Consider the following 12,303-nt stretch of genomic DNA (forward strand, 5'->3'; position numbering starts at 1 on the left):
AAAAGCTCTTAAAGATGTGAAAGGGGGAATGGAAGCAGTACCAGCTCACAAGAAGTTCGCGATTATTCAAGAAATGGCTGGGTGTTATGGTTCGATTCAACCATTATGTGAGATAGCAGGCGTGTCTCGAAGTGGATATTACAAGTGGGTAAAACGACAGGAACGCCCTTCTCAGAAGCAATTGGAAGATGCGCAGTTAAAGAAAAAAATCAAGGAGTGCCATGAAGAACTGAAAGGAATCTATGGGTATCGGAGAGTCAACGTTTGGCTGAAACGGAAATACAAACTGGATATCAACCATAAACGAGTACAAAGGCTGATGAGGGAGATGGGAATCCGGGCGGTGATTCGGAAGAAACGGCCTTATTACGGAAAGAAAGAGCCTTATGTGATTTCAGACAACCATCTAAACCGAGATTTCCATGCGTCCAAGCCAAACGAGAAGTGGGTGACAGATATTACCTATTTAATTTTTAATGGGCAAAAGCTCTATTTGTCTGCCATTAAGGACCTATACAATAACGAAATCGTGGCCTACCATATCAGTCAAAGAAATGACATCAAACTGGTCATCGACACGCTAAAAAAGGCCATAAAAAAACGGAATGTAAATGGACTCCTCCTACATAGTGATCAGGGGTTCCAGTATACATCCCGTCAATACAACAACCTACTAAAAAGATACAATATAAAGGCCAGTATGTCCAGGAAAGGAAACTGTTTGGACAATGCCTGCATGGAAAACTTCTTCAGCCATTTCAAGGCAGAGTGTTTTAATTTGTACTCTTTCCGCACGGCCGAAGAGGTGAAGGATGCTGTACACAAATATATTCGTTTTTATAACCATCAACGTTTCCAAAAGAAATTAAATAACCTGAGTCCTTATGAATATAGGACTCAGGCTGCTTAAATGTGCTTTTTTATTCCTGTCTACTTGACAGGGGTCACTTCATTGGCGGCGAAGGCTTGTTTTTTGCAACATTAACCGGGCCGGGAACCGTCTGGGTGCAGTCGCTTCCGTTCAGCCGGCTTGCTGACCGAATTATCGCCGCCGCGCCAAGCACGGGGAGCCGTTCTGTTGGAGAAGGCAGCATCCTCGGAAGCATCGGCGACTGGTTGGATGGTGATGATTAAGAGAGAGGACAAAACCTCTCTCTTTATATATGCTAAATAAAGGTATCTTGTAAAAAAATAGGAGGTGTTTGTTATAATGATAGAAGCTTTAGGCTACTTCTTTAGCGCAATCGCAACGGCTCTATTAGGTAAAAAACGTAAGAAAAAATAAGGATGGCTTTTTTTTAAATACTCGGACGCCTTCTAAACCGCCTTTTTTATTTAACCGGATGAATGTCCCATATTTCATTCGCATACTCCCGAATTGTCCGGTCGCTTGCAAAATAACCGGAATGAGCGATATTGGTCACGCTCATTTTCAACCACCGTTCCCGCTGCTGATACACTTGTTCTACTTTTTCCTGTGCCTCGACATAAGCGGCGAAATCGCGCAAAACAAAATATTCATCGTTCTGTGCTAAAAGCGAATCGTAAATCGGCTCGAAATGGTCGTGGGCATCTGGGAAAAACCCGTTGATGAGCTGATCGACGACTTGTTTAATCCGCTTGTCATGGTGGTAATATTCATGGGAGCGATACCCCCCATGTTCATAGTAGCTTAGCACTTCATCGGCCGTAAGCCCGAACAGAAACATATTTTCTGCGCCAACCGCTTCCAAAATCTCGACGTTGGCGCCGTCTAGCGTACCAAGCGTAATCGCTCCATTCATCATAAACTTCATATTGCCAGTGCCGGACGCTTCTTTGCTGGCGGTGGAAATTTGCTCGCTTACATCCGCGGCAGGAAAAATTTCTTCTGCTAGCGAAACGCGATAGTTTTCCAAAAAAATAACTTTCAGCTGTTCGTTTGTCTGTTTGTCCTTATTGACTTTTTCGGCGACGGAATGAATCAGCTTAATAATGCGCTTCGCGTAATAATATCCTGGCGAAGCTTTGGCGCCGAAAATAAAAGTGCGCGGGTAAATGGAAAAGCTCTCATCTTCTTTCAGCCGGTTATACAAATACATGATGTGGAGGACATTTAATAACTGCCGTTTATAAGCATGAAGACGCTTCACTTGCACATCAAAAATCGATGATTCATTCACGACGATCCCCGTCTTTTCATAAATGCGCTTCGCTAATTTTGTTTTGCGTTGCCGTTTAACTTTTTCAATCGCCTGCTGAAACGCGGGATCGGAAGCGTACGGTTTCAACCCGATCAGCGCCTGCGGATCTTTCATCCATCGGTCTCCAATGGCATCGGTAATCAATGCAGAAAGCTCAGGATTTGCCTTTAACAGCCAGCGGCGGTGGGTCACTCCGTTTGTCTTGTTATTAAATTTTTGCGGCTCGAATTCGTAAAACAGCCTCATTTCCCGTTTCTTTAAAATCTCGGTATGCAGTTTGGCAACGCCGTTGACGCTATGGCTACCGACAATCGCCAGGTGCGCCATTTTAACAAGCCCATGGGCGACAATCGCCATTTCTTCAATTCGTTTCCAGTCACCCGGATAATGATTCCAAAGCTCGCGGCAAAACCGTTCGTTAATCTCCTCGACAATCATGTAAATGCGCGGCAACAGCGGCTGAAAAATGCGAATCGGCCATTTCTCCAGCGCCTCGGATAGCGTTGTATGGTTTGTATACGAAATCGTGTTCGTTGTAATATGCCAAGCGTCTTCCCAGCTCATTCCTTCCTCATCCAGCAAAATCCTCATCAATTCCGGAATCGCCAAAACCGGATGCGTATCGTTGACATGAATGGCGACATATTTATGAAGTTCATACAGATGCCCATGCTGGCGGCGATGGGCGCGAACGATGCTGCCAATGCTGGCGGCGACGAGAAAATATTGTTGTTTTAGCCGCAAAATCTTCCCTTCATCATGGGTGTCATCGGGATACAAAAACTCGGAAATCGCCTCCGTTTCCCGTTTATATTGCATTACATCCTTATGGACGGGAAATGTTTTTGCCGGCTCTGCGCTCCAAAGCCGCAATGTATTGACCGTTTTCGTATGATAGCCGATGACCGGCATGTCATAAGGAACGGCCATGACCTTTTCGCTGTCGACATGGCGGAACGTGAGCCTGCCGTTTTGCTGCGATATTTCCACTTTCCCCCAAAAGTTCACTTCTACTGCTAATTCCTCTTTGCGAATTTCCCATACGTTGCCATGACGCAGCCATTGCTCCGGGAGTTCCACTTGATATCCATCGACAATTTTTTGGTCAAACAACCCATGTTTATACCGAATCCCACAGCCATGTCCGGGCAAATCGAGCGAAGCAAGCGAATCTAAAAAACAGGCGGCAAGGCGGCCGAGACCGCCATTGCCTAAACCCGCGTCCGCCTCGCTTTCTTCGATATCCTCAAGACGAATACCTAAATCGCGCAATCCTTCTTCGACGACATCGCGAACGCCAAGGTTCAGCAAATTGCTGCCGAGAAGCCGTCCTAATAAAAATTCAATCGACAAATAATAAACTTGTTTCTGCTGGCGCGCGCGATTTCGCTCGTTCGTCTGAATCCAGTTTTGGCTGATATATTCGCGGACCATGTTCCCTAGCGTGTTGTATTGATCGCGCAATGTCGACTCTTCAAACCGTTTGCCACACAACGTCTCCAGCCGTTTTAAAAACGCTTTTTTAAACTCGTCTTTATTCGAGAACATGGCGCTACCTCCTGTTTACTAAATCCTCATATACTTCGTTGTACTTAGCCGCCGATTGAGCCCAGCTATAATCGCGGCTCATCGCCTCCTTCATCAGTTTTTCCCATATCGGCTTATCGTTATAAAAAGAAAGTGCTCGGCGAATCGTATATAACATATCGTGGGCGTTAAAGTTGGTAAAACTAAATCCGTTTCCTTCTCCCGTCACCTCATTGTACGATTGCACCGTATCGTTTAATCCTCCTGTTTCCCGTACGATCGGGATCGTGCCGTAGCGGAGCGCTATCATCTGGCTCAGGCCGCACGGTTCGAACAGGGAAGGCATTAAAAACAGATCCGCCCCCGCGTAAATTTGATGAGCCAATGGTTCGTTAAACCCAATATATACTTTTACTTTATCGGGATACGCTGCTGCCATCTGGGAGAAAAACTGTTCAAAATGCCAATCTCCTGTCCCAAGTAAAATGAATTGAACGTTCTCGGCCATTATTTCATGAAAAACGCATTTTACTAAATCAAGCCCTTTTTGCGCTGTCAGCCTAGTAACCATGGCAATGACCGGGACGTCCTCCTGCGCAGGTAGGCCAAAATATTGCTGCAGCGCATGTTTGTTACATCGTTTTTTCGCAATGGTCTGTGCGTCATATTTCATTGCAATAAAAGGGTCGGTTTTCGGGTTATATATTTCCTCATCAATGCCATTTAAAATCCCGATGAAATCACGCTGCCGCGCCCGCAACAGCCCATCAAGCCTCTCCCCGTAATATTCGGTCTGAATTTCTTCCTTATATGTAGGACTGACCGTAGTAATGACGTCGGCGGAAACAAGCGCTCCTTTCATAAAGCTGACATTCCCGTAAAATTCTAAGTGTTCGATTGTAAAATAACGGTCGCTTAAATTTAAAAGATCTTCTAAAATTTCGCGTGGAAAAATGCCTTGAAACTGCAAATTATGAATGGTAAATACCGTGCGGATTGGCGCATAAAAGGAATCCTGCCGATATTCTTCCCGCAATAAAAACGGGATCATCCCTGTATGCCAGTCATGGCAATGAATAATGTCGGGACGGAACGGAATGACAGGGAGGGCGTCCAAAACCGCGCGGCAAAAGTAGGAAAACCGCTCCCCATCATCATACTGGCCGTATAACTGATGACGCTTAAAGTAGTATTCATTATCGATAAAATAGTAAACAACCCCTTGATGCTCCAGCATTTCGATTCCGCAATACTGCCGGCGCCACCCGACTCTGACGACCATCTCAGCGATTTTTTTCATCGCGTTTTTAAATTCTAGCGGAATGGTTTCATATTTAGGCATGATGACACGAATATCAATCCCTAATTTGCGCAATTGTTTCGGCAGCGCTCCCGCGACATCTGCCAGCCCCCCCGATTTGGCAAATGGGACGCATTCCGATACAACAAATAACACCTTCACCGATTCATCAGCTCTCCTTGTACCGTTCCTTTGCGAATCACAAACGGATGCCGCTCTGTTCCTCGTAAAGAAACTCCATTTTCAATTTTTGCATCTTTATCCACAATGACCGAATCAAGATAGCATTGCTCGCCAATTTGACTTTTTTGCATAATAATGCTGTTTTTGATCACTGCACCCTTCCCAATTTTAACTGAACGGAAAATAATGCTGTTTTCTACATGTCCTTCAATAATGCAGCCGTTGGCAATCATCGAATTTTTCACCACCGCTTTTTCCGTATATTTCGTCGGTGGCTCATCTTTTACTTTCGTATAAATTGGGCGCTCGGGAAGAAATAACTGCCGCCAAATATCCCTATTTAGCAATTCCATACTATGCCGAAAATAGCTCTCCACCGAGTCGATGACAGCCGCATATCCGTTATGTTCATAAGTGCAAATTTTGAAAGAATGACGATAATCACGTACAACATCAACAATGCTACAATATCCCGTCTGCTTATAATTAGCAATTAAATCAAGCAGCAATGACGTTTCTAACACGTACATCTCCAGTGAACGCCCTTGATAACGAATTTCGGTAATATCGCATCCGTTCGCGACATGCCGCTCAAGCACCGCTTCATAATCGATATTGCAAACGGTATGACTATGGCAAATAATCGTGTATTCTTGTCTGCTGCGCAAAAAATAGTCGATATGTTGTTCAAAATGGGCGAACGCCCCGACATGATGGGATGAAATGGACAAATCCGGAGATGGAAAGAAAAATAATCCGTCACGTTTGCGGTTTAAATCCCAGTTTTTTCCCGAACCTAGATGATCCATTAACGAGCGGTATTGATATTTTGGAAAAATGGCCACACTCTCAATTCCGGAGTTCACCATGCTCGACAATACAAAATCAATCAATCGGTACCTTCCCGCAAACGGCACCGCCGCTACAGAGCGATGCAGCACCAACGGCTGAAGCGGCTCCATATACGCCGTTGCATCAATAACTCCTAACATCCATTTATTACTCATTGCTGCCCATCCTTTCCAACTATCTTCTCTCTTCTCTGCTCTGTTCCTGCAGCCATTCCTTTGTGACAAGAAGAACATCATCGGAGCGAATAATCGCATATGGCGGAATTTCGACGTTCGGCGGCACGATCGCCCTTTCGATATATACCCCTTCGCCAATCACCGCGTCCGGCATAATGACGCAATCTTTCACTATCGCTCCCTTCCCGATATGCACCCCTTGAAACAATACGGAGTGTTCGACATTCCCTTCCACCATGCATCCTTCGTTCACAAGCGAATGCATGACGACGGCTTCATCGGAAATGTATTGTGGCGGCTGATTCGGATTGACAGAATAAATCCGCCATGAATGATCAAATAAATTCAACTCGTTTTCTTCGTCTAATAAATCCATGTTCGCCTCCCATAAACTTTTCACCGTGCCGACATCTTTCCAATAGCCTTTAAACGGATACGCAACGAGCCGCTTTTTCTCACGAAGCAATAACGGAATTACATCTTTACCGAAATCATGGCTCGAATGCGGATCGGCGTTATCAATTTGCAAATATTTCTTTAAAAGCGGCCAATTAAAAATATAAATTCCCATCGAAGCGAGGTTGCTTTTTGGATTCGCCGGCTTTTCCTCAAATTCGATAATTTCCATTTGTGCGTTTGTGTTCATAATGCCAAACCGGCTTGCTTCCGACCACGGTACTTCGATGACGGAAATGGTTATATCCGCTTGTTTCGCAATATGGTAATCCAGCATTTTGCGATAATCCATTTTATAAATATGGTCGCCTGATAACACTAGCACGTAATCAGGGTCATATTGTTCAATATAATTGATATTTTGATAAATCGCATTTGCCGTTCCCTCATACCACTTCACACCGGATGATACCGAGTACGGCGGAAGAACGGTAACACCGCCATTTTTGCGGTCCAAATCCCAGGCGCTGCCGATGCCGATATAAGAGTGGAGAAGAAGCGGCTGATACTGCGTTAACACTCCGACCGTATCAATGCCTGAATTGGTGCAGTTGCTCAAGGTAAAATCAATAATCCGATATTTCCCACCAAACGGAACGGCCGGTTTCGCAATGTTTTTCGTCAAAGAACATAAACGACTACCTTGCCCTCCGGCCAATAACATGGCGATGCATTTTTTCTTCCGCATCCTTCTTTCGCTCCCCTCGTTTTTTCACTGGGCATAAAATAGAAATGCCAAACGGCGGAATCGTCATCTGAATATGGTATGGTTTTCCATGAAACGGTTCGTTAATTGCCGCCATTCGTTTTGTATTGACATTTCCCCATCCTCCGAACTCGACGGCATCGCTATTAAGGATTTCTCGATATGTCGTAAACAGCGGGACACCGACTTTATAATCGTGATACGTTTTGTTTGTGAAATTGCAAACAATAACAAGCAATTCGTTCTCTTTTTTTCCGCGGCGAATGAAGGAAAAAATGCTCTGCTCGGCATTATGCACATCAATCCACTCAAATCCGTCCGGAGAATGATCTAGTTCATAAAGAGGCCTATAACGCTTATAGCATTTTAATAATTGCTTCATATAATGATTCATATTGCGGTGCATATCAAAATCAAAAAGCATCCAATCAAGCTGCTCTAAATATTTCCATTCGTCAAATTGCGCGAATTCCCCGCCCATAAACAACAGCTTCTTGCCAGGATGCGTCAACAAATACCCATACAATAACCGCAGTTGTGCAAACTTTTCCTCATAGGATCCCGGCATTTTATTTAAGAGCGACTTCTTGCCGTACACCACTTCATCGTGAGAAAAAGGCAAAATGAAATTTTCCGAATATGCATACAAAAGAGAAAATGTTACTTTATTGTGCACATATTTGCGCTGTTCCGGCGAAGTTTCCATATACGTCAAAATGTCGTTCATCCAGCCCATGTTCCATTTATAGTTGAACCCTAATCCACCGTCATACGTCGGCGCCGTCACACGCGGCCAGTCTGTTGAATCTTCGGCAATCATTAATATGTTCGGATCATAGGCAAATACCGTTTCATTTAATTTTTGCAAAAACTCGACTGCATACGTATTTTTATATAGCACGTCACTGTTTGGCCAATATAACATATTGGCAACAGCATCTACGCGAAATCCGTCTATATGGAAATATTCCATCCAAAATAACGCATTGGAAATCAAAAAGCTGCGGACTTCCGGTCTGCCAAGGTCAAAGTTTGCCGTTCCCCATACGTGATTTTCCCGGTCCTGCATGTTGGCATATTCATAGGTAGGAGCGCCATCAAACATATATAGCCCATGGGCATCTTTGCAAAAATGACCTGGAACCCAATCGAGAATGACACCGATCCCCGCTTGATGACAGCGGTCGATAAAGTGCATCAAATCGTGTGGTGTCCCGTAGCGGCTCGTTGCGGAGTAATATCCTGTTCCTTGGTATCCCCAAGAGCGGTCGAGCGGATGCTCGACAAGCGGGAGCAACTCAATATGAGTAAATCCGTGTTCCAACACATACGGAATTAACTCATCTGCCATCTCTTGATATGTATAAAAACTCCCATCCGCTTTCTTTTTCCACGAACCAAAATGGAGCTCATAAATGAACAAGGGATTTTCATAAATCCGCTTCCGCTGCTTCTTCCGCTGCCAGGAGTGGTCTTTCCATTGATATCCTTTTATGTTGTAGACAATGGAGGCAGTATGAGGACGCAACTCGGAGTAAAATGCATAAGGGTCGGATTTTAACAAAACATTCCCATCCTTCGTAACGATCTCATATTTATATAAATGCCCTTCTAAATTTTCCGGAATAAAAATCGTCCATACACCTTGATCGCTGACTTTGATAAGATGAAAATTAGTTCCGTTCCATTCGTTAAAACTGCCGACTAATCGAACTTCGCGGGCGTGTGGAGCCCATACACAAAAACGCGTTCCAACCATTCCATCCTGTTTAATGACATGAGCGCCAAACAGTTCATAACTTTTATACAAGCTGCCTTCATGAAACAAGTAAATTTCTAAATCAGTAGGGCTGACGGCAATCAATTAGTATCGCATCCTTTCCTAAAGGTTCTTACAGTATGTTACTTATATTCTACAAACGGGGATAAATTCCTTGATAAAGAAATTTATATTTTTTGACAATATTCAACATTCACTATTTTTATCAGACAAAAAATTTTTTTGCACCAATACTAATGTTTATATTATAATATATATAAAATAATAATTATTATAAAAAGAGGTGTACTATGCCACCAATTCAATACGATTACCATCATCTTCCGCATGTCAAAACACAAAGCCAATCGAAAAAAGCGCTTTGGATTACCCTTGTATTAACATTGTTTTTTACGATTGTGGAAATTGTCGGGGGATTGCTATCGAACTCGCTGGCACTGCTTTCCGACTCGGCCCATATGGCATCCGATGTATTGGCGCTCGGGCTTAGCATGGTTGCTCTTTACCTTGCGACACGTCCGCCCAACCGACGCTTTACCTTTGGCTATTTGCGCTTTGAGATTATTACATCGTTTTTAAACGGGCTGACGTTAGCCATTATTGCCATTGGAATTCTGTGGGAAGGCATTCAACGTTTTATTTCTCCTGAACCGATTAACTTTCGCTTAATGTTGATGATTTCTTCCATTGGTTTCATCGTGAATCTCATATTGACCATCGTCCTAAGCCGCAGCACAAAAGAAGAGGAAAATTTAAATATTAAAAGCGCCTTATGGCACTTTATCGGCGATTTGCTCAGCTCGATCGGCGTGATTATTTCGGCAGTGCTCATTTACTTGACTGGCTTTTATTTCTTCGATCCGCTCATCAGCATTATTATCGCTGGCATCATTTTTACAGGCGGGGCGAAGATTATTCGCGAGTCTTACCTCATTTTAATGGAAGCCGTTCCCGATCAGTTTGATCTTGACCAAATTCGCAAGGACATTCACCAAATCGAAGGCGTCGAGGATGTGCACGACATGCATTTATGGGCCGTCTCCACCGACCATTATTCGTTAACCGCGCACGTTTTTATCAACGAACACATTCAGCCGTTTTGCGTCATCTTAGCCATCAACGAGATGCTAAACGAAAAATATGGCATTAAGCATACCACCATCCAAGTGGAACACGCCATGATTCATGACCATGGCAGCTACGGAAAAGAGTTTCTTAACAAAAGAGAAAATATAGAATAAAAGACCACCAATTGTGAGCGAATCCCCTTATAGCAGACAGAAAAAGGGAAGACCGTTAATCTGTTTGCTATGGAGGGGATTTTTATAGAAAAACATATGATATCACGTTTCATTGAAGTAATTTCGATAACATAATGTTAGAAAATGCTTATGTTCTGGTTCATGCAATTGTATAGCAGATCGAAGCCGTTCTTTCTGCTCTTTATGGAGATAATCTTTTACCACCATAATTTAGCGGAATTATCAGGTAAATCACCTCATCCCCCAAGTGGATGGGACGATTTTTCTTTTCATTGCGAATGGCGGTCATGCTCCGCCTCTATTTTCGACTAAATGTGTTCGAATGTTAGGGATAATAATATGCAAAAATCCCGCGGCTTTTCGCCGCGGGAGAAAGGTGCCGATAATTTATTCTGGTTTATAGATCCCATATTTCATAATCTTAAGATATTCATTCAGTTCCCTTATCAAAGACTCCGTACCATTCATGATATCCATTTGCTTATTTTTGTATAGAGCCATATACTTATTGGACAGCTGCTCAGCAATCAACATGGTCATGCGGATCACGGTATCCACGGAAATATCTTCTCTAAGTTTTTCTTTTTGGATAAGGTCTTTAATATAAACATGCTCTAGCAGAAAATCTTCCTGGTAATTTTCGTAGTATTTCTTAATGATTTCTTCCATTTCCTCCTTTACTGCCACAGGAGGATTGGTGAAGGCATCCGTAATAAACTGAGTTTCTTGGAGATACCTCGCTGTCACTTTTTGTTCCAACAGGACGATTTCTTTGATCCTTTCAAAGAAATCATCAGATTGAATTTTTTTTATTTCTTCCATTGCTATTTCCGTCAGAAAGTCCTTCACATAATTCACTAAATAAAGGTATAAGTTTTTCTTGCTCTTAAAATAATGAAAAAGGATCCCCTTGGAAATTCCCGCCCGCTTCGTAATGACATCTGTAGAGGCTTTTTCATAACCATTCTTCACAAATTCCTCGATGGCCACTTTGATGATCAAGTCTTTTTTTTCTTGCGGCTGCTTTTCAAAAGCTGCATACAATTCTAACACCTCTAATTTTTTCATCAGACTGCAATATCTTTCTTTCTATATATTATATATGAAGTGAATATACTAATCAAAATGACCGCAGCCATAATAAAAATATACAGAGGCTCAATCTCGTTATCATTGATAATAGAGGCAGCGTCCACATATTTAAACGGGCTGAAATATTTTAGGAACTCTAAGTCTTCCGATATCCCTGCCATCACATTCATAAAGTACGCAGCTAGGACAATCCCCAGTGAGATGGAAAGGATGTTTCGCGTTTTTTTCATGAGCGATGACAACATAAACGCAATAGCACCAAAAGTCAAATGAAGCAATATCGTTGCGACGATTAGCAAACTAAACGTGTCTGTCGGAACATCTGGATCTTTTGCAAATTGAAATCCAATGATGCTTGCTATCGTCGACACCCCGTTAAAGATCAAAATATTTACCAAAACGGCCAAAAGTTTTTCTGTTACGATTTTACTTCTTGTGATCGGCTTTGACAGTAAAAATTCAATCGTTTTTTCATTTTCTTCCTTGGCAAGGATATTGGATGCAAGGATTGCCGAGTATATGCTTCCCAAAAGGGTAGTCATCATGTAAATTTCTACCCCGTAAAACCCCATCAAATCTCCCATGTTTAGCTCATTCATTCCAAACGCTTTTTTAATCGATTCCGGATAGGCCTTAAGGAGCTTTGTCATTTCTTTTTGCTGCTCTGCAAACTGAGGATAAATGCTTAACGTCAATAAAATAAGCCCGCTGAGTACGATACACCAAATGATCAATGATTTTAAATTCCGTTTCAATTCTCTTTTAAAAATCATTTTCGATCCCTCC

General features: G+C 42.8%; 9 protein-coding genes and 1 pseudogene. 3 read left to right on the forward strand and 7 right to left on the reverse strand.

All coding sequences use genetic code 11. The features are described 5' to 3' along the window. On the forward strand, positions 1 to 910 hold a 910-nt coding region (locus tag AC1WMD_RS17960; RefSeq protein ID WP_494257944.1), incomplete at its 5' end, for an IS3 family transposase. Between the two features lie 38 nt (positions 911 to 948). Continuing rightward, positions 949 to 1,134 (forward strand): annotated as a pseudogene (locus AC1WMD_RS17965) (TIGR00266 family protein); the annotation flags it as partial. A 197-nt stretch (positions 1,135 to 1,331) separates the two neighbouring features. Here AC1WMD_RS17965 and AC1WMD_RS17970 read toward each other — a convergent pair. The 5 genes from AC1WMD_RS17970 to glgB are packed head-to-tail and all read right to left on the reverse strand — an operon-like array spanning position 1,332 to position 9,247. Further along, a complete protein-coding gene (locus AC1WMD_RS17970; protein WP_494258139.1) occupies positions 1,332 to 3,731 on the reverse strand; it encodes a glycogen/starch/alpha-glucan phosphorylase in 2,400 nt (799 codons plus the stop codon). 4 nt (positions 3,732 to 3,735) lie between these two features. After that, entirely contained in the window at positions 3,736 to 5,172 is a 1,437-nt protein-coding gene (gene glgA, locus AC1WMD_RS17975) for a glycogen synthase GlgA (protein WP_494258140.1), read from the reverse strand. Then, positions 5,169 to 6,200: a glucose-1-phosphate adenylyltransferase subunit GlgD gene (glgD, locus tag AC1WMD_RS17980; protein ID WP_494258141.1), complete on the reverse strand. Its 1,032-nt coding sequence runs from the start codon at positions 6,198 to 6,200 to the stop codon at positions 5,169 to 5,171. The genes glgA and glgD overlap by 4 nt, the downstream gene beginning before the upstream one ends. Positions 6,201 to 6,219: 19 nt before the next feature. Continuing rightward, positions 6,220 to 7,365, reverse strand: coding sequence for a glucose-1-phosphate adenylyltransferase (locus AC1WMD_RS17985; RefSeq protein WP_494258142.1), 1,146 nt, complete (start codon positions 7,363 to 7,365; stop codon positions 6,220 to 6,222). Beyond that, on the reverse strand, positions 7,316 to 9,247 hold the full coding sequence (gene glgB / locus AC1WMD_RS17990; RefSeq protein ID WP_043905864.1) for a 1,4-alpha-glucan branching enzyme: 1,932 nt from the start codon (positions 9,245 to 9,247) through the stop codon (positions 7,316 to 7,318). Before glgB ends, AC1WMD_RS17985 begins: the two co-directional genes overlap by 50 nt. 206 nt (positions 9,248 to 9,453) lie before the next feature. On the opposite strand from glgB, the gene AC1WMD_RS17995 reads away from it, so the two are divergent. Next, complete coding sequence (locus AC1WMD_RS17995; RefSeq protein WP_494258143.1) at positions 9,454 to 10,404, forward strand: cation diffusion facilitator family transporter; 951 nt, start codon at positions 9,454 to 9,456, stop codon at positions 10,402 to 10,404. Positions 10,405 to 10,812: 408 nt separating this feature from the next. Here AC1WMD_RS17995 and AC1WMD_RS18000 read toward each other — a convergent pair whose 3' ends face one another. Together AC1WMD_RS18000 and AC1WMD_RS18005 are read right to left on the reverse strand one after the other, a co-directional pair. Then, positions 10,813 to 11,493 (reverse strand): TetR/AcrR family transcriptional regulator, encoded by a 681-nt coding sequence (locus tag AC1WMD_RS18000; protein ID WP_494258144.1) that lies wholly within the window; start codon positions 11,491 to 11,493, stop codon positions 10,813 to 10,815. Further along, positions 11,493 to 12,290 carry a DUF2705 family protein gene (locus tag AC1WMD_RS18005; RefSeq protein ID WP_494258145.1) on the reverse strand — a complete coding sequence of 266 codons (798 nt, stop codon included), beginning with the start codon at positions 12,288 to 12,290 and terminating at the stop codon, positions 11,493 to 11,495. Before AC1WMD_RS18005 ends, AC1WMD_RS18000 begins: the two co-directional genes overlap by 1 nt. Positions 12,291 to 12,303 lie beyond the last annotated feature (13 nt).

Source organism: Parageobacillus sp. NEAU-HV-2 (assembly GCF_059115485.1).

What these genes read in the sequence shown, in the direction of transcription:
- glgD (WP_494258141.1), bottom strand. Translation starts at nt 6,200, where the DNA reads ATGAGTAATAAATGGATGTTAGGAGTTATTGATGCAACGGCGTATATG.
- AC1WMD_RS18000 (WP_494258144.1), bottom strand. Translation starts at nt 11,493, where the DNA reads ATGAAAAAATTAGAGGTGTTAGAATTGTATGCAGCTTTTGAAAAGCAG.
- AC1WMD_RS17985 (WP_494258142.1), bottom strand. Translation starts at nt 7,365, where the DNA reads ATGCGGAAGAAAAAATGCATCGCCATGTTATTGGCCGGAGGGCAAGGT.
- AC1WMD_RS17995 (WP_494258143.1), top strand. Translation starts at nt 9,454, where the DNA reads ATGCCACCAATTCAATACGATTACCATCATCTTCCGCATGTCAAAACA.
- AC1WMD_RS18005 (WP_494258145.1), bottom strand. Translation starts at nt 12,290, where the DNA reads ATGATTTTTAAAAGAGAATTGAAACGGAATTTAAAATCATTGATCATT.
- AC1WMD_RS17970 (WP_494258139.1), bottom strand. Translation starts at nt 3,731, where the DNA reads ATGTTCTCGAATAAAGACGAGTTTAAAAAAGCGTTTTTAAAACGGCTG.